General features: G+C 71.4%; 20 protein-coding genes and 2 pseudogenes. 14 read left to right on the top strand and 8 right to left on the bottom strand.

The window, feature by feature from the left end:
- Window positions 1–15 precede the first annotated feature (15 nt).
- The 3 genes and pseudogenes from AB0I15_RS61120 to AB0I15_RS61110 all read left to right on the top strand — a co-directional run bounded on the left by AB0I15_RS61120 (window position 16) and on the right by AB0I15_RS61110 (window position 1,049).
- The gene (locus AB0I15_RS61120; RefSeq protein ID WP_358118600.1) at window positions 16–624 is read left to right on the top strand and encodes a helix-turn-helix domain-containing protein; all 609 of its coding nucleotides are present in this window, start codon (window positions 16–18) and stop codon (window positions 622–624) included.
- A gap of 82 nt (window positions 625–706) precedes the next feature.
- Window positions 707–883: pseudogene (locus tag AB0I15_RS61115) on the top strand (NADP-dependent oxidoreductase); the annotation flags it as partial.
- Window positions 867–1,049: a zinc-binding dehydrogenase gene (locus AB0I15_RS61110; RefSeq protein WP_358118598.1), complete on the top strand. Its 183-nt coding sequence runs from the start codon at window positions 867–869 to the stop codon at window positions 1,047–1,049. The pseudogene AB0I15_RS61115 and the gene AB0I15_RS61110, both read left to right, overlap by 17 nt.
- A 16-nt stretch (window positions 1,050–1,065) precedes the next feature.
- On the opposite strand, the gene AB0I15_RS61105 is transcribed toward AB0I15_RS61110, so the two are convergent.
- Window positions 1,066–1,746, bottom strand: coding sequence for a class I SAM-dependent methyltransferase (locus AB0I15_RS61105; protein WP_358118596.1), 681 nt, complete (start codon window positions 1,744–1,746; stop codon window positions 1,066–1,068).
- Between the two features lie 155 nt (window positions 1,747–1,901).
- Between AB0I15_RS61105 and AB0I15_RS61100 the strand changes: the two are divergent.
- Together AB0I15_RS61100 and AB0I15_RS61095 are read left to right on the top strand one after the other, a co-directional pair.
- Window positions 1,902–2,087: pseudogene (locus tag AB0I15_RS61100) on the top strand (three-helix bundle dimerization domain-containing protein); the annotation flags it as partial.
- Complete coding sequence (locus AB0I15_RS61095) at window positions 2,017–2,364, top strand: nuclear transport factor 2 family protein (RefSeq protein ID WP_358118645.1); 348 nt, start codon at window positions 2,017–2,019, stop codon at window positions 2,362–2,364. The pseudogene AB0I15_RS61100 and the gene AB0I15_RS61095, both read left to right, overlap by 71 nt.
- 206 nt (window positions 2,365–2,570) lie before the next feature.
- Here AB0I15_RS61095 and AB0I15_RS61090 read toward each other — a convergent pair whose 3' ends face one another.
- The gene (locus AB0I15_RS61090; RefSeq protein ID WP_358118594.1) at window positions 2,571–3,410 is read right to left on the bottom strand and encodes an AraC family transcriptional regulator; all 840 of its coding nucleotides are present in this window, start codon (window positions 3,408–3,410) and stop codon (window positions 2,571–2,573) included.
- 144 nt (window positions 3,411–3,554) lie between these two features.
- On the opposite strand from AB0I15_RS61090, the gene AB0I15_RS61085 reads away from it, so the two are divergent.
- Complete coding sequence (locus AB0I15_RS61085; RefSeq protein ID WP_358118593.1) at window positions 3,555–4,505, top strand: DMT family transporter; 951 nt, start codon at window positions 3,555–3,557, stop codon at window positions 4,503–4,505.
- A gap of 2 nt (window positions 4,506–4,507) precedes the next feature.
- Here the strand turns inward: AB0I15_RS61085 and AB0I15_RS61080 are convergent, their stop codons facing one another.
- Window positions 4,508–4,981 (bottom strand): ArsI/CadI family heavy metal resistance metalloenzyme, encoded by a 474-nt coding sequence (locus AB0I15_RS61080; protein ID WP_358118592.1) that lies wholly within the window; start codon window positions 4,979–4,981, stop codon window positions 4,508–4,510.
- Window positions 4,982–5,064: 83 nt separating this feature from the next.
- Between AB0I15_RS61080 and AB0I15_RS61075 the strand changes: the two genes are divergently transcribed.
- A complete protein-coding gene (locus tag AB0I15_RS61075; protein ID WP_358118590.1) occupies window positions 5,065–5,448 on the top strand; it encodes a metalloregulator ArsR/SmtB family transcription factor in 384 nt (127 codons plus the stop codon).
- Between the two features lie 50 nt (window positions 5,449–5,498).
- On the opposite strand, the gene AB0I15_RS61070 is transcribed toward AB0I15_RS61075, so the two are convergent.
- On the bottom strand, window positions 5,499–6,539 hold the full coding sequence (locus AB0I15_RS61070) for a nitronate monooxygenase (protein WP_358118589.1): 1,041 nt from the start codon (window positions 6,537–6,539) through the stop codon (window positions 5,499–5,501).
- A gap of 124 nt (window positions 6,540–6,663) precedes the next feature.
- Window positions 6,664–7,359 (bottom strand): hypothetical protein, encoded by a 696-nt coding sequence (locus AB0I15_RS61065; protein ID WP_358118587.1) that lies wholly within the window; start codon window positions 7,357–7,359, stop codon window positions 6,664–6,666.
- A gap of 155 nt (window positions 7,360–7,514) precedes the next feature.
- On the opposite strand from AB0I15_RS61065, the gene AB0I15_RS61060 reads away from it, so the two are divergent.
- A complete protein-coding gene (locus AB0I15_RS61060) occupies window positions 7,515–8,126 on the top strand; it encodes an amino acid transporter (RefSeq protein WP_358118585.1) in 612 nt (203 codons plus the stop codon).
- A 150-nt stretch (window positions 8,127–8,276) separates the two neighbouring features.
- Here AB0I15_RS61060 and AB0I15_RS61055 read toward each other — a convergent pair whose 3' ends face one another.
- A complete protein-coding gene (locus tag AB0I15_RS61055) occupies window positions 8,277–9,506 on the bottom strand; it encodes an MFS transporter (RefSeq protein ID WP_358118583.1) in 1,230 nt (409 codons plus the stop codon).
- A 601-nt stretch (window positions 9,507–10,107) separates the two neighbouring features.
- Between AB0I15_RS61055 and AB0I15_RS61050 the strand changes: the two genes are divergently transcribed.
- The 6 genes from AB0I15_RS61050 (at window position 10,108) to AB0I15_RS61025 (ending at window position 15,002) form a co-directional block, all read left to right on the top strand.
- The gene (locus AB0I15_RS61050) at window positions 10,108–10,920 is read left to right on the top strand and encodes a SigB/SigF/SigG family RNA polymerase sigma factor (RefSeq protein WP_358118581.1); all 813 of its coding nucleotides are present in this window, start codon (window positions 10,108–10,110) and stop codon (window positions 10,918–10,920) included.
- A 146-nt stretch (window positions 10,921–11,066) separates the two neighbouring features.
- A complete protein-coding gene (locus AB0I15_RS61045; protein WP_358118579.1) occupies window positions 11,067–11,927 on the top strand; it encodes an STAS domain-containing protein in 861 nt (286 codons plus the stop codon).
- Complete coding sequence (locus AB0I15_RS61040) at window positions 11,927–12,307, top strand: STAS domain-containing protein (RefSeq protein ID WP_358118577.1); 381 nt, start codon at window positions 11,927–11,929, stop codon at window positions 12,305–12,307. The genes AB0I15_RS61045 and AB0I15_RS61040 overlap by 1 nt, the downstream gene beginning before the upstream one ends.
- Window positions 12,308–12,348: 41 nt before the next feature.
- A complete protein-coding gene (locus AB0I15_RS61035; RefSeq protein WP_358118576.1) occupies window positions 12,349–12,750 on the top strand; it encodes an ATP-binding protein in 402 nt (133 codons plus the stop codon).
- Window positions 12,738–13,748, top strand: a complete 1,011-nt coding sequence (locus AB0I15_RS61030; protein WP_358118574.1) for a SpoIIE family protein phosphatase — start codon at window positions 12,738–12,740, stop codon at window positions 13,746–13,748. Before AB0I15_RS61035 ends, AB0I15_RS61030 begins: the two co-directional genes overlap by 13 nt.
- A 60-nt stretch (window positions 13,749–13,808) precedes the next feature.
- The gene (locus tag AB0I15_RS61025; RefSeq protein WP_358118572.1) at window positions 13,809–15,002 is read left to right on the top strand and encodes an AI-2E family transporter; all 1,194 of its coding nucleotides are present in this window, start codon (window positions 13,809–13,811) and stop codon (window positions 15,000–15,002) included.
- A 17-nt stretch (window positions 15,003–15,019) separates the two neighbouring features.
- On the opposite strand, the gene AB0I15_RS61020 is transcribed toward AB0I15_RS61025, so the two are convergent.
- Together AB0I15_RS61020 and AB0I15_RS61015 are read right to left on the bottom strand one after the other, a co-directional pair.
- Window positions 15,020–17,377: a SpoIIE family protein phosphatase gene (locus AB0I15_RS61020; protein WP_358118570.1), complete on the bottom strand. Its 2,358-nt coding sequence runs from the start codon at window positions 17,375–17,377 to the stop codon at window positions 15,020–15,022.
- 58 nt (window positions 17,378–17,435) lie between these two features.
- Window positions 17,436–19,886, bottom strand: a 2,451-nt coding sequence (locus AB0I15_RS61015) for a response regulator (protein ID WP_358118568.1), incomplete at its 5' end; no start/stop codon positions are given.

The following is a 19,886-nucleotide window of genomic DNA, read 5'->3' as shown; positions in this document are numbered from 1 at the left end:
CTACGATCTGAATCGATGTCACCAAGAAGAGCGGCGGTGCTTCGCGAAGGCGATCGGGGCCTGCGCGAGCATCTGGTCGCCACCACCGAGCGCATGATCTCCGAGCGGGGCACGGCGGGGCTCACCGTACGCGCCATCGCCCGCGAGGCCGGGGTCGCCGACGGAGTGCTGTACAACTACTTCGCCGACAAGGAAGAGCTGCTGGCCGAGGCGCTGCGCGCCCACGTCAGGTCGGTCGAGCGGGGGCTCGGCGAGCTGCCGGAGCCGGGCAGCGGGACCATCGCCGACAACCTGCGCACCCACCTCGAGTACGGGCTGGCGATGCACCGGACGATCCTGCCCGCCTTCACCGGGCTGCTCGCCCAGCCCAAGGTCCTCGACCGGTTCACCGGGCTGGGCGGCCCGGGCGAGTACTGGCGCGATCGGCTACGGGACTATCTGCGGGCGGAGCGGGAGCTGGGACGGCTGGCCCGCGACGCCAAGGTGGACGCCGCGGCGGCGATGATGGTCGGGTTGTGCCACGCGACCGTGCTGACCCTCCTGCTCCAGGATGCGGCGCGGCCCACGGCGGCCGACGACATCGACGACCTGGTCACCGTCGTGCTCGACGGAATCGGGAGCTGACGTGACACCGATCATCACGCCCTTCGACCCCGCCGATGCCACCGAATCCGACCTTCGCGAACATCACGAACTCGCGCTGTCGGCCTCCGGGCAGACCGCCCACACCGCGCTGCGCGACCTGGGCGTGGGTGAGGGGGACACGGTCCTCGTCCACGCCGCCGCCGGGGGTGTCGGTCACCTCGCGGTGCGGATCGCCGCCGCGTGGGGCGCCAGGGTCATCGGTACGGCCGGCGCTCGCAACCATGACTTCCTGCGCTCGCGTCCGCCGCCTGGGCACCTCCCGCTCGGCCGGGCGCCTGGCCGAGCTGCTGGAGCTGGGCGTCAGGGTGACGGTGCAGGCGACGTACCCGCTGGAGCGGACGGCGGCGGCCTGCGCCGCCGTCGGGTCGGGGCACGTACGCGGCAAGGTGGTCGTCATGCCGTAGCCGCGCGTCAGGACGGCTACCCGGCAGGGTCGTCGGCAGGGTCGTCGGCAGGGTCGTCGGCCGGGTTGTCGGCGAGGACGCAGGCCGCCGGCGGGTCGAGTTCGAGGGTCTCGGCCCGCAGCCGGGTGAAGCCTGCCCGGGTCAGCAGGTCCTGGAGTTCCTGGGCGGCTCGGGCCGTGGTGTCCCGGGTGGCGCCGGGGCAGCGCGGCTGGCTGACGAGCGCGATGCGCCCTCCGGAGCGGAGCAGGCGGCGGATCCGGCGGAGCCCTTCCACCGGGTCGGGCCACATGCCCACGGAGTTGACGGCGAGGACGGCGTCGAACGGTTCGCCGAAATCCGGCAACCGGTCCACCGAGGCGTGCGCCAGGTGCACCCGGTGGGCGCGGATGGCGGCGGCGTTGCGCCGGGCGGCCTGCCGCACCATGACCTCGGAGTGGTCGACGCCGTACACGTGTCCCCGGGTGGCACGGCCGGTGAGCTCGGCGATGGCGATGCCGGGGCCGAAGCCGACCTCCAGCACGCGGTCCGTGGGCCCGATGTCCAGCAAGGACACCGCCCACCTGTTGCGCCGCAGGTTGGAGTCGCGATGAGCCATGATCCACCCGGCCAGCCGCCCGGCCAGGCCCCGGGGCTGATGGAACTGCCGCACCATCGCCCTGATCGCGCGCTGTTTGAGAGTCGCACCAATTGTCGTCACGGGGGCCAAGTCAACGGCTTCAAGTGCGCTTGAAGTCAAGATGGCCGATCGGCCCGGCACATCGGAAAAGCGCGCCTACCAAAACCATCCTTTTTCGCCGATGGTGGTACATAGCGGCAGTTCGCGCCGGTCGCGTGCGGCTGAAGGGAGAGGCCATGGCGGGTGAGGCGTCGGAGGTGTTCGAGAAGCAGGCCCGTGCTCAGCTCAAGGACGAGCTCATGAGCGCGTACGGCCCCGACTGTACGCAGGAACAGGTTCTCGAGGCGATCGATCGCGCCTGGCGCAGATTCGACCAGGTGCCGGTCAGGGAGTTCGTGCCCCTGCTCGCCGCCAAGATCGCCCGGGAGGAACTCCGCGTCCGTCGGCCCGGAGCCGGGCCGCACGTTCCGTGGCCACTCCGAGCTGGAGGCGGGCTTTCGCGCCATGTTCGAGCACGACGCCGGCGCCCGCATCGAGCAGGGTGAGCCGCTCGTCCAGGATGAGTGGGCCGTCAGCACCTGGGCCTATCACTTCGACGGCGCCGACGGGTCACAGTGGTGCGAGCGCGGCATCGACCTCTGGCGGTTCCGGGACGGGAAGATCTGCCTCAAGGACGCCTACCGCAAGACCCGCGCCTGACCGTCCCCCAGACCGAACCGCCGGGCGACCTCACGTGCGAACCCTGCCGCCACCGAGTGCTACCCGAAGATCCGGCTCACGTGCTCAGGGCTCAGGCGCGTGCCGTGCCCGGCCTCGGCATCGAACGCCCGATCCCCCAGAGCGCCGACCGGACTCACGCAACGCGGCCGGTCCAGCCACGTGGCCAGGTGGAACTCGCACTGCCGTCAGTCGGCTCTCGCCAGCCGGTATTGGGTGGGGGTGACGCCGTACGAGCGGGTGAACCAGCGGGTGAGGTGGGCCTGGTCGGTGAAACCGGCCTCGGCGGCGACTCGGGCCGCGGGGTGGCCGCGGGCGAGCAGGCGGCGTGCGGCGCGCAGGCGCAGTTGACGCTGGTATTCGCTGGGCGCCAGCCCGTAGGTCGTGCGGAAGGCCCGGTAGACGGCGTACCGGCTGGCACCGGTCCAGGCCGCCAGGGCGTCGGCGCTGATCGGGTCGGCGTAGTGGTCGTGGATCAGTTGGCGCGTCTTGGCGGCGAGGTGCGCGACCGCGGGTGTGCGGGGGAGGGCGGGCGGTCGCGCGGGTGTCCGGGCGGCCAGGCGCGTGAGGGCGGTGACGGCGGTGTGGAGCAGTTCGTCGCGTTCGAGCGGGCCGGCGCCGTGGGACAGCGCGGTGTGCAGCCGGCGCAGCCGCGCGGCGAGGGCGGGGGAGTCGATGACCGGGGCGGCGAACAGCGGCGATCCGGCGGAGCGCTGGGTCACGTCGGCGATGACGTCGGTGAGCAGTTCGCCGCCGATGTGCACGATCCGGTAGGTGAACCCCTGTTCGTGGGCCGCGTGGCCGTCGTGCACATCGTCGGGGTTGAACGCCATGACCATGCCGGCCGCGCTGGTGTGTCCCGCGCCGCGGCAGGTGAAGGTCTGCGCGCCGTGCTCGGTGACGCCGAAGGAGTAGGTCTCGTGGCTGTGGCGGTGGTAGCGATGGCGCAGGAAGCTGGCGTACATGGCCTCCAGCGGCATCTCGGCCGAGCGCCAGTACGTCGCCCACTCCCGGCTCGGGCCGGTCATCTCGTTCTCACCTTTCGCCCACTGACCTGGGTGCGGCGCACGAGCCTACAAGACGGGCCCGCCTGCGCGAACACACCATATGTGCTGATAAGCCGCGCCTGACCTGTTCACGGGCGTGGAAGGACGCGTTGCGGAGGTGTTCCCATGGCGGGCACGATGACGGCCGGCACGGTCGGTACCCGGCCGTACCTGCTGCTGGCCACGACGATGCTGCTGTGGGGAAGTGGGTTCAGCAGTTCCAAGGTGATCGTCGATCACCTGCCCCACTCCGTGGTCGCGGTGTTGCGTTTCGGTGGCGGCGCTCTGGCGTTGCTGGTGGCCCTGCGGTTGTCCCGGGAAGGCGCCGCCGCCCACCGGCGGTCGTCGCGGCGGGACTGGGCGCGGGCGGCGGGGGCGGGGGTGCTCGGCGTCTTCGTGTACAACCTGCTGTTCTTCTGGGGGCTGTCGCTCGCGCCGGCGATCGACGGGAGCACCATCGTGCCGGTCATGAGTCCCGTGCTGACCACGGCCTTCCTGCTGCTCGCGCGGCAGGAGAAGGCGTCGGCGGCGCGGGTGGCCGGGCTGGCGTGCGGGGCGGCCGGCGCCGTGATCTTCTTCGTGGGGTCGGGCGGAGCGGCGGGCGGGGGGCAGGCCCGGCTCGCGGGCGATCTGCTGTTCCTGCTCAGCGCCGGGTGCTGGGCCGGGTTCACGCTGCTGGGCCGCCGGGTGCTGGTTGGCATCGAGCCGCTCCGCGCGACGACGTACGCGACGGTGAGTGGCGCGGTGCTGCTGGCGGTCTACAGCGCGCCGGCGGCCGTCGAGGTCGCCTGGCAGGACGTGCCCGGCCATGTCTGGCTGAACGTCGTCTTCGTGGCGCTCGGCCCGACCGCGGTGGCGAACCTGCTCTACTACCGGGGCATCCACGCCGTGGGTCCGGCGTCGGCGTCCATCATGATGTTCCTCGTGCCCGTCGTCGGCACCGCGTGCTCCGGCCTGTTCCTGGGTGAGTCCTTCGGCGCCGTGCAGGGGGTGGGGGCGGCGGTGCTCCTCGTCGGGGCCGTCCTCGCCGTCACCCAGGGCGGCATCCCGAAACGGCGTCGCGATGCCGCGTCCTGAAGTCAGCAGCAGCCACCCGGCGCGCCGGCCGGCTCCGCGCTCTCCTCACCGTCCGCCGATGCGGTCGCGGAGGCGCAGCACACGGAGTCGGTCTCCTTGGCCAGGGTGTCGGCCTCGCCCTTGACCACGTACACCTCCCACGGCTCCGCGCCGGGGCCGTGCACCCACACCTTGTCCTGGAGCGCGTAGCAGCAGGAGGTGTCGTTCTCCTCGAAGGTGGCCAGGCCGGCGTCCTTGAGCCGCTGGGTGGCCGCGTCGACCTGCGTGCTCTCCTCGACCTCGACGCCGAGGTGGTCAAGGCGGGTCGCCTCGCCCTCCTCGCCCTCGATCAGCACGAGCTTGAGCGGGGGTTCGGCGATGGCGAAGTTGGCGTAGCCGGGGCGGCGCTTGGCCGGCTCGACGCCGAAGAGCTTGGAGTAGAAGGTGATCGAGCCTTCCAGGTCGGCGACGCGGAGGGCGAGCTGGACGCGGGACATGACGATCTCCGATCGTTGTTTCGACGACTATCTAAGCAGTACCGAGTTTGCGCTTCTGCTTTGAATTCTGTCAAATTAGAGACATGTCGAAGCAAGCTCCGCCGGTGTCGTCCTCCGGGTGCTGCGCGCCGCTGATCGCCGAGCCGGTCGCGGAAGGCGAGGCGGCCGAGCTGGCGCGGGTGTTCAAGGCCCTGGGCGACCCGATCCGGCTGCGCCTGCTGTCGCTGATCGGCGCGCACGAAGGCGGTCGCCGGGCGGGCGAAGGCGTGTGCGTGTGCGAACTGACCGGCGCGTTCGACGTGACCGCGCCGACCATCTCGCACCACCTCAAGGTCCTGCGCGAGGCGGGCCTGATCGACGGCCAGCGGCGCGGCACCTGGGTGTACTACTGGATCATCCCGGCCACGCTCAAGCGCCTGGCCGGCGTGCTCGCCCTGCCGGAGGCGCTGACCGCGGAGGCCGGGTGAGCCCGCCGCGCCGACCTCGCGGACGCTACGGCCAGGTGAACGCCGTCCGCTCAGCGCGGGGCGCCGTCGGCCCGCTGGGGCCCGAAGCCGGTCAGCACCCGCTCGGCCTGCTCCATCATGTCCCTGACGATCTCCGCGGCGGGCCTGATGTCGTGGACCAGGCCGACGCCCTGCCCCATCAGCCAGGGCATCTCCTCCCAGTCGGCCTCCGTCTCCGGAACCGGCAGCAGCAGGCCGAACTTGCGCATCGCCGTCTCCTCTCCCTGGACGACCGTACGTCCGACCGGTTCGAGGGAGCCGAGGTCGGCCGGGATCTCCGCCGCTCTGTCGTCCCACTCCGCGACCACGCGGTTGCGCTGGACCCGCATCGGGTTGAACAGCGGGAACTCCGGCCCGAAGATCGACGTGAGCACCGAGCCGTCGCCCGTGGCGTCGACCAGCCGCCGATGGTGCTCGGGATGTACGCGGGCCTCGTGCGAGGCGACCATCCGGGTCCCGACCCACACCCCGTCCGCGCCCAGGCACAGGGCGGCGGCGACCTGCCGTCCGTCCGTGATCCCGCCGGCGGCCAGGACCATCGTGCGCTCGCCCACCGCGTCCACGATGGCGGGCACGTTGACCATGGTCGGCAGGCCGCCGTAGTTGTGCCCGCCGGCCTCCCACCCCTGGGCGATGACGACCTCGGCCCCGTCATCGGCGGCGAGCCTGGCCGCGTCGGCGGAGCCGACCTGCTCCCATACCGACACCCCGGCCTCGTGCAGCCGTTTCAACCGGTCCGCCGGCGGATGGCCCCAATGGAACGAGACGATCGGCACGCGCTCCTCGGCGCACACGTCGACCTGTTCGGCGGTGCCGAAGAAGGTGATGAGGTTGACGTTGAACGGCGCCCCGCCCGTCCGTTCCCTGACCTCGCGGATGACCTCCCGGAGCCGGCCGGGCGGCATGAGCCCGGCCCCGATCGCGCCGATGCCGCCCGCGTTGGTGACCGCCGTCGCGAGATCGGGCGTCTCGCCCACGAAGGCCATTCCAGCGCAGGCGAACGGGTACGGGGTGGCGTACTTCGCCGTAAGTCTGGTGGACAGCACGGACATGGCGGCGTCCTTCCTCGAGGCTCTCCGCCCATCGTTGTTCTTTCCGGGCGGATTGCCCATATGCCGCGGCCGGCTGTCCGGCACCGGCCGCGTCGCTCACCGTCAGCGACGTCCGGCGGCACCGTCAGCGACGTCCGGCGGCCATGGTCGTACGCACGGCCTGGAGCGTGGCGCGCAAGGCCGCCAGGCTGTCACCGCAGCGCCGGCGGGCCTCGCCCAGGCGGCACGTGGCCCTCAGCGCGGTGCCGAGCCGGTCGGCGAGAACGCGATGCTGGTCGGCGGCCTGTTCGCGCAGAGCACGCGACCGCGCGATGACCGGCGCGACCGGTGGCGGATCGGCAGGTTCGGGGTGGGGCGGGGTCGCCCGCCGGTGCCGGGCAGGGGCCTGGACGCTGCGCGTGCGGCGCAGCCGGGGCAGATGCCGGGGCAGCGGGACGGGCGGCGCGTCGAGCCGGCAGGTCTCGACGTCGGTGGTCGCCAGAGCCGCGGCCATGCCGGCGTAGAGCGCGATGGTGGGCTCGGCGTCCGGTTCGGTCATCAGGCCGATCAGCCGGTACAGCGAGGGCTGAGCCTCCGCGATGGCCACGTGGCCGCCCTTGGCCCGCAGCGCCCGGTGCGTGACGGCGAGCCGATCGAGCCCGCCCAGGTCGCAGGACCACAGATCACCGGCCGCCACGACCACATAGACGACCGGGGACGGCGGAATCGGATCAAGGACGGCGATCAGGTCGGGCCTGGTGCTCGGGTCGAGCGTGCCCGTCAGCACGATCACCAAGGTGGTGTCGCCGACGGGGACGAGCCGGATCGAGAGCCGCTTCACGCTGACGCACCTTCCCCCATTGAGACCACTCCACGGCAGAACCCCCGACCCCCTCATCCTCCACCGTTCTCCGGCCGCGGGCCAGCGGGAACGCCCCGCCGGTGACGCTGTGGGCGAAGGCGGCGCGGAGGGTCGTGATCGTGCATGATTTCCGGATGACGAGGATCGAGACGCCGTGGGGGCCCTGGGAGGCCGCGCCGCTTGACGAGGTCGTCGCGCTGATGCGCGGGCTGGCGGCCCCGTGGTGGGTGGCCGGCGGGTACGCCATCGAGCTGGCCGTGGGCCGGGCCCATCGCGACCACGCCGACGTGGACATCGCGCTGCCGCGCCGGGACCAGGTCGCGGTGCGGCGGCTGCTGGACGGCTGGGACGTCCACGCCGCGGTCGTGCCCCGGACGCTGCGGCCATGGGCGTTGGACGAGGTGCTGCCCGAGCAGGCCCACGACATCTGGGTACGCGAGCATCCGGACGGACCGTGGCGGTTCCAGCTCATGCTGGACGAGACCGACGGGACGGAGTGGATCTACCGGCGTGACCCCCGGATCCGCCGCCCGCTGTCCGGGCTGACCGTGGAGGAGGACGGCTTCCACCGGCTTGCCCCGGAGGTGCAACTGCTCTACAAGTCCAAGGGCATGCGGCCGAAGGACGAGGCCGATTTCGAGGCGGTCCTCCCGGTGCTGGGCGACGAGCAGCGGCGCTGGCTGGACGAGGCGCTGGAGACCGAGCACACCGCACATCCCTGGCGCGAGCGCCTGAGCCAGGGGTGAGTACGCGCGGGCGATGGGGAGGCAGCCTGCGTCTTCCTGATCGGCCGGGGAGATCGGCGTCGACACCGTGTGGGTGAGCGACCACCTGATCCAGGCCGATCCCACGGCCACGGCCGAGGAGCCGATGCTGGAGGCGTACACCACGCTCGGCTACCTCGCCGCGCTCACGCGGCGGGTGCGGCTGGCGTCCCGATCGTGTCCGCGCAGGCCGATCACCGCCAGCAGGACCATCACGACGGGTCCCGCGGTGGCGACCGCGAAGCCGTAGCGGGCGCCGGCCACGTCGGCCACCCAGCCGGACAGCGCCGCCGCGCCGGCGGAGCCCGCGGCGCTGGCGGAGTTCAGCCAGGTGAACGCCTGGGTCAGCGCGGCCGGATGGACGGTCTTGTCGGTGAGCACCGAGAGGAGCACCAGGATGGGCGGAATCGCCGCGCCGGTCAGCACGCTGATGAACCCGAGTCCGAGGGGTGAGCCCACCGCCGGCGGCAGCGCACTCGCCAGCGCCAGCCCGGACACGGCCACCACCAGTTGCACCCGCGACGCCGCCCGCCACCGGGACAGTCCGTACAGCCAGCCGGCCAGCAGGCTGCCGCAACTGGACACCGCGAAGATCAGCGCCGCCGCGTCGGCCGCGCCGTGCTGAACGGTGAAGGCCGTCGTCGAGACCTGCGTGGCGCCGAAGAACACGCCGATGGACAGGTTGAAACCGATCAGCCCCGCGAAGGCGGGCCGCAGAAGCGAGCGGTTCGCCCGGCGGCGCTCAAAGGCGCTGGACTCCGGTGCCGGCGCGGTGCGGCGCTGCGCGGCGAGGGCGAGTCCGCCCGACAGGACCAGCGCGGCGGCCAGCAGCGTACCGAGCATGGGATGCCCGCCCGCCCCCAGGACGCTGACCAGGAACGGGCCGGCCAGATAGGCCACCGCGTTGGCGAGCGACTCCAGGGAGAAGGCGGTGGGCAACTCCGCCGCCCGCTCGCCGCGCAGCAGGGCCGCCCAGCGGGCGCCGGACAGCGCGCCGAGTTGCGGGATGGTGGCGCCGGCCAGCACACCGCCCGCGGTCATCAGCCAGGCCGGGGCGTGACCATGGACCGAGGCCAGCAGCGCGCCCACCGCCAGGGTGTGGGCGAGCAGCGCGGGCGGCAGCACCCGGCTCTGGCCGAAGCGGTCGATCAGCCGGGCCAGTTGTGGTCCGGCAAGGGCCTCGGCCACGGCGAAGCCTCCGGTCACCAGGCCGGACGTGGCGTAGGAGCCGGTGGCGCCGTACACGAGCCAGACGATGCCGAGGCTGGTCATCGCGATGCCGACGCGGCCCACGGCGGCGGTCAGGAAGAAGGCTGCGGCTCCTGGAGCGCGCAGCAGAGTACGGTAGGTCGCCGACGACATGCGTGTCCCCTCCGCTGCCCGGCGGGGCGAGCCACTCGGGTCGTCGGCGCCCAGAGTTCTACCGACCTGTGGTCATCGCCTGGAACCGTCCAGTGCTGGCGTGGAGCGGGGACACACGCCCCACGCCGACTCCGTCACCGGGCAGGAATATCAACGTCAAAGCATTGCGATTCGTACGATAACAGCCGAATGCGCGGACAGCGCCCTGTGCAGGGCCGGCGGCCGGCGGCAGCCCGCGACGGCGTTTAGCGATGGGGAGCGGGGCAGAGTGGGTGGGCTTCGTTCACGACGGCCGCTTCGGCGGCACCGTGCAGCGCGCCGAGCGTTTCGCGGGCGGCAGATGTTGCTCAGGCCCCTCAGCATCTGCCGCCCGCGGACCACTGGACGGCCCGCGGTGCCGATCATTCGGGGGCGGGCGTTCCCGGCGCCGGGGCGGCGTGATCGGTTCGTTACCTGGCGATTGGAGTAGCGGGCCGATCTGAGGTAAGTGGTCCGGTGAGGTCTAGCAGAGGGCTTCGTCTCGTCAGACGTACGAGGCGGCCTCTGCCTGGACCAAGGTCCTGGATGGGGCGGCCTGCACAGCCGGAAGCAGGAACACATCATGACCGTCCAGGACATCGCCTTCACCGACATGACCGCCGAAGAGCTCCTCGTGGCCATGGTCGACCCCGACGTCTCGCAAGAGGCCCGGCTGAGGCTGCGCGAGCGGCTCGTGGAGATGCACCAGTGGCTGGTGAACGAGATCGTCCGCCGCTACCGCTATCGCGGCGAGCCGGTGGAGGATCTGAAGCAGGCCGCCTACGTCGGCCTGGTCAAGGCCATCAACGGCTTCGACGCCGCCCTCGGCCACGAGTTCCGCGGCTACGCGGCCGTGACCGTCGCCGGTGAGGTCAAGCGGCACTTCCGCGACCGCACCTGGGCCATCCGGGTCCCGCGCGTCTACCAGGAACGCCGCTCCGAGCTCAACCGGGTCACCGGCGAGCTCACCCAGGTGCTGGGCCACTCGCCCACGGTGGCCGAACTGGCCACCAAGACGGGCCTGACGGAGGAAGAGGTGCTGCTGGCCCTCGACGCCTCGGCCGCGTACAGCACCCTGTCCCTGGACGCGCCGGTCGGCAACGACGACGGCGACTCGGCCCTGCTGGGCGATCTCATCCCGGCCTACGACGAGGCGCTGGACACGCTCGTGGACGCGCACGCGGTCCGCCCGCTCATCAACGCGCTGCCGGAGCGGGACAAGCGCATCCTGCTGCTGCGCTTCCACGGCAACCTCACCCAGGCCGAGATCGCCGCCGAGTTCGGCATCTCGCAGATGCACGTCTCCCGCATCCTGCGCGCCACCCTGACGCGGCTGCGCCGGGCGCTCACCGCCACGGATCACCCGTCGGCGCACGTCACCCGCGTAGCCGCCTGACCGGCCGGTTCCTTCCCGGCGGGCAGCCCGCCGCACGCCCGCGGTCGCCGGATGGAGCCGGCGCCGTCGAGTGGGCGGTGAAAAGCGGGGTAGCCTGCGTGGGCGATTCACAACCAAATACGGCTACGTTCCACAGGGAGCATCCTTTGACCGTTCACGGCGACGCCGACCGGCTCCGCATCGAAGGGCTCCTGCGGGAGCGGGGTGAGTCCATTCTCAAACGGTGGACCGATCTGGCCGCGGGAGCCGGCGGCGGCCACGCCGATCGCGCCCTGCTGGACGGGCGGCTGCGGGAGATCTTCCAGGCACTGAGCCGCTCGCTGGAGGGCGGCGACGCGACCGACCTGCGCGGCCTGCTCGCGGACCTGTCCCGTGGCCTGGCCCGGGAGGGGTTCGCCCCGTCCGACACCGCGCTCGTGGTGTTCAGCCTCAAGGAGGCGGTCTACGAGGCGGTCGAGGCCGACGAGGACTTCGCGCTCCTGCGCGGCTACGTCTGGTTCTCCAAGTTCGTCGATGACCTGGGCCTGTTCACGTTCGAGACCTACGTCACCTTCCGCGAGAAGATCATCTCCGGGCAGGCCGAGCAGCTTCTGGAGCTGTCCACGCCGGTGGTGAAGCTGTGGGAGGGCATTCTCGCGGTGCCGCTCGTGGGCACGCTGGACTCCGCCCGCACGCAGGTGGTCATGGAGAAGCTGCTGCAGGGGCTGGTCGACACCGGCGCCGAGCACGCGGTGATCGACATCACCGGTGTGCCGGCGGTGGACACCGAGGTGGCCCAGCACCTGCTCAAGACGGTGATGGCGGCGCGGCTGATGGGCGCCGAATGCGTGGTCTCCGGCATCCGGCCGCAGATCGCCCAGACGATCGTCGCGCTGGGCATCCAGTTCGGCGACATCGTCACCAAGGCCTCACTGGCCGACGCCCTGGCGTACGCGCTGCGGCGCAGCGGGGTGCAGGTGACGCAGGGGACGGACCGGCGCGTCGTCGTGGGGATGGAGGGGGCCTGATGGAGCGGGTGCCCATCCTCAAGCTGGACGACGTCCTCATCGTCTCCATCCAGATCGACCTGGAGGACCAGGGCGTGCTCGCCCTTCAGGAGGACCTGGCGGAGGCGGTCGTCGAGAGCGCCGCCCGCGGTGTGATCATCGACATCACCGCCGTGGAGATCGTCGACTCCTTCATCGGCCGGATGCTGTCCACCATCGCGTCGATCTCGCGGGTGCTCGACGCCGAGACGATCGTGGCGGGGATGCGCCCGGCGGTCGCCATCACGCTCGTCGAGCTCGGACTGTCGCTCGGCGGCGTGCGTACCGCCCTCAATCTCGAGAAGGGCGTCGCTCTGCTCGAAGACCGCTACGACGCCGGGGTGGCCCCGGTGCCGAGGTGAACAGCGCCGAAGTGGACACTTCCGGGGTGGACACTGCCGAGGTGGACGCTGCTCTTGAGTTGTTCATCGCCGGCAGCGGCGATGTGGTCGTGGTGCGTCAGCGGGTGCGCACCGCGGCTCAGGAGGTCGGGATGTCGGTGATCGACCAGACCAAGCTGGTGACCGCCGCGAGTGAACTGGCCCGCAACACCCTGGTGTACGGCGGGGGCGGCCAGGTGCGGATCGACGTTGTCAGCCGCGGCGCGCGTCGAGGGCTGCGGCTGGTCTTCAGCGACGAAGGTCCCGGGATCGCCGATCCTGCGCAGGCCCTCACCGACGGATGGAGCTCGGGAGGCGGCCTCGGGCTGGGCCTGAGCGGCTCGCGCCGGCTCGTGGACGAGTTCGACCTGGCCTCGGAGCCCGGCCGGGGCACTCGGGTGATGGTGCTCAAATGGGCCAGATGATCCGCTCCGGGAACGAGGAATGGGTCCGAGTCGAGGACACCAGCGCGATCGGAGTAGCCCGCCGGGTCGCGGTGGCGCTCGCCGGGGTCTTCGGGTTCGGCGAGCATGACCGCGAGCGGGTGGCCATCGCGGTGAGCGAGGCGGCCTCCAACCTGGTCAAGCACGCGGTGGAGGGGATGATGCTGATCCGGCCCCACCCGCAGACGGCCGCGGCGGTCGAGGTCCTCGCCCTGGACAAGGGGCCGGGAATCGCCGACCTCAGCCGTGCCCTGCATGACGGCTACTCCACCGCGGGCACGCTCGGGATCGGGCTGGGTGGCATCACCAGGATGGCCTCGACCCACGACGTCTACTCCGTCCCCGGCCGTGGAACCGTCGTCTCCATGTGCTTCACCGCCGGAGACCGGCCACCGCCCGTATCGCGGGTGAGCGGCCTGAGCAGGCCCATCGGCGAGGAGAGTGTCTGCGGCGACGCGTTCGCCTGCTTCGACACGGCCGAGGCCGCGGTGGCGATGGTGTGCGACGGGCTCGGCCACGGCGAACTGGCGGCGGACGCCTCCCGCCGGGCGGTTCGCGCCTTCCGGGAGCACGGCGACCTGCCGCCGGTGCCGCTGCTGGAGCGGCTGCATCACGCGCTGATCGCGAGCAGGGGCGCCGCGGTGGCCGTGGTCCGCCTCGAACGTGCGAGCGGGCTGGTGCGTTTCGCCGGCTTGGGCAACATCTCGGGCTGGATCGTGCACCCCGAGGGCCGGCAGGGCCTGATCTCCCTGCCGGGCATCGCCGGCCAGTACAGCCGGACGCTGCGCGAATACCAGTACACCGCGCCGCCGCACAGCGTGATCGTGCTGCACTCCGACGGGTTGTCGGAGCGGTGGGACATCGCCGCCTTCCCCGGGCTGACGGGCCGCTCCCCGGCGGTGGTGGCGGCCACACTGCTGCGGGAGGCGGGCACCCGCCGCGACGACGCCTGCGTGCTCGCGCTGAAGGTCGCGTCATGAGGGGCGGTAGTCGCTGACCTGTGAGGGCAGAAGGGGGGTCCTAAAGGTTCAGGAGCGCCGATGTCCCGTGAAAACCCCTCCTTCTCCGTCCCTGACGGCCCCGATCCGGGCTCGGGCGCGCATGACGCGAGCACGCCCGCCACGGCGGCCGGCCGGGACTCCCGCCCGGACGGGCCTCGGTCACGGGACGACGCGACATCGATGCTGCCCTTCGGCAAGCCCGGACGGCCGTTCGGCAGCACACCGTTCGCCTTCGGCTTCACCGCCGCGCTCGGTGTGCTGACCGCCTGGCTGCTGGTTCAGGCGCTGGCCGCCACCACCTCGATGCTCATCCTGATCGTCGTGTCGCTGTTCCTGGCCGTCGGCCTGGACCCCGCCGTACGGTGGCTGCAGCACCGCGGCCTGCCCCGCTGGGCCGCGATCACCGTGGTGTTCGCCGCCGTGATCCTGTTCTTCGCGGGGTTCGGGCTCGCGGTCATCCCGGCGTTGTCGCAGCAGGCCGGCCAGTTCGTGGAGCAGTTGCCCACCTACATCCAGCAACTGCAGAACCACCCCCAGGTGCGTGATCTAGACCAGCGGTTCGGACTGCTGGAGCGGTTGCAGAGCTTCCTGACCAGCGGGGATCTCGGCCGTCAGGTGTTCGGTGGGCTGCTCGGCGCCGCCGGGATCGTGGTCAGCGCCGTCTTCTCCGCCCTGACCGTGCTCATCCTCACGCTGTACTTCCTGGCGTCGCTGCGCTCGATCACCCGTACCGGCTACCGGTTGATCCCCAGGAGCCGCCGGGCCCGCGTGCAACTGCTCGGCGACGAGATCTTCAGCCGGGTCGGCGGGTACGTCGCCGGCAACCTGCTCATCTCGCTCATCGCGGGCGTGACCACGTTCATCTTCCTGTCGATCGTGGGCGTGCCCTACGCCCTCGCCCTGGCGATCATCGTCGCCGTCACCGACCTGATCCCGCTCATCGGCGCGGGCATCGGCGCCGCCGTCGCCATCCTGGTCGCCCTGTTCGTCTCCGTCCCGGTGGCCATCGCGGCCCTGGTGTTCTTCGTCGTCTACCAGCAGATCGAGAACTACCTGATCGCGCCGAAGGTGATGAAGTCGTCCGTCGACGTGCCCGCCGCCACCACCATCGTCGCCGCCCTCATCGGCGGCGCGCTGCTCGGCATCGTGGGCGCCCTGCTGGCCATCCCGGTCGCCGCCGCCGTCCAGCTCATCGTCAGCGAGGTCGTGCTGCCCCGCCAGGAACAGCACTGAACGTCACGGGCGGTGGGTCAGGAGAGCTGGATGCCGACGAGGCAGGTGTCGTCGTCGGTGTCGGAGTTGCCGTGCGTGAGAAGGTGGTCCAGGCGGCGTTCCAGGTCGGCGGCCGGCTGGCCGGCCCTGCGCAGCAACTGCTCCTGTGAGTGCTCCAGCGTGCGGTCTCGCCGCTCGATCAGGCCGTCGGTGTACATCAGCAGGATGTCGCCCGAGGCGAGCTGGACGTACCCCTCCTCGTAAGAGGCGTCCGGCACGGCGCCCAGCAGCATCCCGCCGATCAGGTCCAGTTCCACCGCCTCGCCCTGCCTGACCAGAATGGGCGGCAGATGACCGGCTCGGGCCCATCGCAGGACACGCGTCCGCGGGTCGTAGAGGCCCAGGACCGCCGTGGCCGTCACCTGATCGGCCAGGTGGTGGGCGACCAGGTTGAGCCAGGCCATGAGCTGCGCCGGGCCCGCTCCTGTGGCGGCGAGCCCGCGCGAGGCGTTGCGCAGCACGACCATGCCGGTGGCCCCCTCGATGCCGTGCCCGGCCACGTCGCCCACCGACAACAGGATCTGCTTGCTCGGCAGCACCACGGCGTCGTACCAGTCGCCGCCGACGAGGTGCTCCTGCTCGGCCGGGCGGTAGCGTACGGCGATCTGCAGGTCGAACGCCTCCATCGGTTCGCGGCGGGGCGGCATGATGGCCTGCTGCAGTTGCAGGGCCAGGCGGTTGCGTTCCGCGGACTGCTGCTCGGTGTGGGCGAGCTGATCGCGAGTGGCGGCCAGCGCCACTTCCGTCCAGTGCTGAGCGGAGATGTCCTGGTACGCGCCGCGCATCGCCGAGAGCCTTCCGTCGGTGTCGAAGACCGGTTCGGCCACGACCCTGATGTGCCGGGCGACCCCGTCGGGACGCCGCAACCGGAAGGCCGTCGACGCGGATCTGCGGTGATGCAGCACGGTACGCAGGAAGTGCCCGATGACCACGGCGTCGTCCGAATGGCTGTGGTCGGCGAGCCGTTCCAGGGGGATGGGCTGCTCCCCCTCCTCCATGCCGTAGAGGGAGTAGAGCTGGCTGCTCCAGATGATCTGGCCGGTGGCCAGGTTCTCCTCGAACCCGCCGATGCGGCCCAGCCGCTGCGCGTGCTGCAGCAGGCCGGCGAGCCGGGCCGCCTCGTCCTGCAGGCGCCAGATGAGCAGGACGCTGTCGCGGTGACGGGTGATGCCGACGGCCGCGACGCTGGCCAGCGGCACCTGCCCCACCATCGCGGTCAACGTCATCTGGTCCGCGCGGAACGGCTCACCGGTGGCGTGGACGCGTTCGATCCTCTCCCACAGCCCGCCCTCCTCGGCCGCCAGCGGGTACGCCTCGAGCAGCCGGGCGCCCACGACCATGTTCCGCGGACGCCCGGCGGGATCGACGAAAGAGGCGTTGGCGTGCTGGATGCGGAAGTCGCCGAGCCTGCCCTCCCCGTCGAGGCAGGGACGCAGCACGAGCGCCACGTCGGGCAGCGTGTCGGCCAGGTCGACCAGTTCCCGTGCCTCATCGGCGGGCGCCGGCGCGTCGGGCACGTCGAGCGAGTACGCGCACAGCTCCGCGAGCGCCTCGATCTGCTTGCGGATCTGCGGAGGCTGCGGAGCCAGCGGCAGCGGCCAGCCGACCTCCAGCACGGCGAAGATCCGTCCCCCGGTGCCCGCCGGCACGGTCACCCGGCCTCCCGGGACCTCCCGCTGCCCGATCGAGGGCAGGCCCAGGGCGGAGAGATTGTTCAGCCAGACGCCTTCGCGCTCCACCAGCGCGCGACGGGCCGGGGTCTCGACGCCGGGAGGGACATAGCGCCACCGTCGTGCCTCTTCGGCGCTGAATCCGGCGTAACCGGCCAGGGTGAGCGAGCCGTCGGGGCCGGCCTCCCAGACGGCGACCGCCGTCGCGCCGAGCGGGTTCAGCGCGTGCTCCAGCAGTGACTCCACCACCGCCTGGGCGTCGGTGGCCTGCAGCACGCCGCTTTCGGCGCTGCGCAGCCGGACAGCGATGTCGGCGGCTTCGCGTGCTGGCTCGTCAGAGTGCGTGGCGGCCAGGAACGCGCGCGCGACCTCGCTGATCCGATCCTGCGCCGCCTGGTTGATGATGTCGGCGGCCAGTTCGAGCTGGGTCAGACCGGCCTGCTCCGCCAGCGTCGCCAGTTGCCGGGCCGCGCTCGTCACGCTGCACCGCAGCCGCTCGATCAGCACGCCCTTGGCCAGTTCGAGCAGGGCACGGCCCTCGGCGGCCGACTGGGCCCGCAGGACCTCGCCGCGCAGGCGTTCGATCGTGGCCGCCAGCCGCCCGACATTCGTCTCGGCCTCCGGCTCCGCGGAGCCGGAGAGCGCAGGCGGCGGAGAGCTGTGCACGTTGTTGCTCCTTGCGCATGGTGCTGCGACCTCAGAGGGGACGGGGAGTGGGGTGTGCCTACGCGGTGGTCCAGTGCCGGATGCGCTCGATGAGGTGGTCGGCGTCGACCGGCTTGGTCACGTAGTCGCTGGCCCCTGCCGCCAGACTCTTGTCGCGGTCGCCCGGCATGGCCTTGGCCGTGACGGCGATGATCGGCAGGCTGTGGTACTGCGGCATCTGCCGGATCTTCGCGGTGGCCACGTAGCCATCCATTTCGGGCATCATCACGTCCATGAGGAGGAGATCGATCTCGGGATGGGCGATCAGCGTGTCGATGCCCTCCCGGCCGTTCTCCGCGTGCAGGACCCGCATGCCGTGAATCTCCAGCATGCTGGTCAGCGCGTAGAGGTTGCGCGTGTCGTCGTCGACGACCAGCACGGTCATGCCGGTCAGCGTGTCGTCGACGTCCTGCCCGGCGGCCAGGCCCACCTGCTGCGGCCGGACCAGCGGCAGGACGTCTCCCGGCTGGTCGGCGCTCAGGTGCAGGGCGATCCGCTCCCGCATCTCGTCCAGGCTCGACAGCAGCTCCAGCGGCTGGCCGTCGGTACGCGCCTGCAGCCGGGCCTCCTGCTGCGGGTTGGTCCGCCAGTGCGCGTACGCCAGGACCGGGACGGCCTGCAGCGCGGGGTCGCCGCCCATCGCCTCCAGCAACTGGTAGGCCACCTGGTCGGGCATGTCGAGATCGATGACGATGAGGTGGCAGGGCTCGTCCGCCAGCGTGGCGGCCGCCTCCTGCGCCCCGACGGCGGTGACGATCTCCACCGCCTCCTCCCTCGCGGGAGCCAGCTCCGTCAGGACGCTCTCGGCCACGAGGGAGAGCAGCCCGCGCGGCCGCTCCTCGATGACCAGGAGCCGGCGCTGCTGCTGCACCGAGGACCGGCCGGCGGTGGACGGCTCGGAGACGGCCGGTCCGTCGGCCCGCTCGGCGCTCGGGGAGTCGGCGCTCCTGCCTGGGCGCTCGTCGAAATCGGGCCGGGCGATCGGCAGGTAGAGCGTGAACGTGCTGCCCTGCCCGGGGACGCTCTGAGCGGTGATGGCCCCGCCGAGCAGGTAGGCGATCTCGCGGCTGATCGACAGGCCGAGGCCGGTGCCGCCGTATTTGCGGCTGGTGGTGCCGTCGGCCTGCTGGAATGCCCCGAAGATCACCTCTAGCTGCTGCGCGGGGACGCCGATCCCGGTGTCGACCACCCGCAAGGCGATGGCCGCTCCGTGCGGGCGTACCGACGCGGGCAGCTCGGACTGGGCCGCCACCTCGATGCGCAGCTCGACGCTGCCGGTCTCGGTGAACTTGACCGCGTTCGACAGCAGGTTGCGCAGCACCTGGCGCAGCCGCGAGTCGTCGGTCAGCACCTCCAGCGGGATGCCGGGAGCCGACACGATGCGGAAGTCGAGGCTCTTCTGGCTGGTCATCGGCCGGAACGTGGCCTCGACATAGTCCAGGAGCTGGCGGAGCGAGAGCCGCTCGGGGTTGATGTCCATCTTGCCGGCCTCGACCTTCGACAGGTCGAGGATGTCGTTGATGAGCTGCAGCAGGTCGGAGCCCGCCGAGTGGATGATCCCGGCGTACTCGACCTGCTTGGCCGTCAGGTTGCGCGTATGGTTCTGGGCCAGCAACTGGGCCAGGATGAGCAGCGAGTTGAGCGGGGTGCGCAGCTCGTGGCTCATGTTGGCGAGGAACTCGCTCTTGTACTTGGAGGCCAGCGACAACTGCTGCGCCCGGTCCTCCAGCTCCTGCCGGGCCTGCTCGATCTCCAGGTTCTTGGTCTCGATGTCCTGGTTCTGGCGGGCCAGCAGGCTCGCCTTCTCCTCCAGTTCGGCGTTGGAGCGCTGCAGCTCGTCCTGCTGGGTCTGCAGCTCCTCAGAGCGGGTCTGCAGCTCGGAGGTCAGCCGCTGCGACTCCATCAGCAGCTCGTCGGTACGCGCGTTGGCCACGATCGTGTTGAGGTTGACGCCGATCGTCTCCATGAGCTGGTCGAGGAAGGCCCGGTGCACCGGTGTGAACGAATAGACCGACGCCAGCTCGATGACGCCGAGCACCTGCTCCTCCACCACGATGGGCAGCACGATGACCGAGCCCGGCGAGGACTGCCCCAGACCGGAGCCGATGGTGATGTATCCGCCGGGGATGTCGTTCAGGGCGATCGTGCGCCGCGTCCGCGCCGCCTGACCGACCAGGCCCTCGCCCATCTCGAAACGGGTCCGCCGATCCGGGCCCGCCAGATAGCCGTAGGCGCTGATGAGCCGCAGCTCGCGCTCCTCCACCAGGAAGAACGCGCCGTACTGGGCCGACACCAGCGGCGCCAGCTCGTTCATCACCAGCTCCGCCACCATGGCCAGGTCGCGGTGGCCCTGCATCAGGCCCGACATGCTGGCCAGGTTGGACTTGAGCCAGTCCTGCTGCTCGTTGGCGCTGGTCGTCTCGCGCAGCGACTTCACCATCGAGTTGATGTTGTCCTTCAGGTCGGCCAG

The organism is Nonomuraea sp. NPDC050643 (assembly GCF_040654715.1).
Taxonomy (GTDB): Bacteria; Actinomycetota; Actinomycetes; order Streptosporangiales; family Streptosporangiaceae; genus Nonomuraea.
The sequence above is the reverse complement of the archived record's forward strand: the minus strand, read 5'-3'. Positions and strand labels throughout refer to the sequence as shown.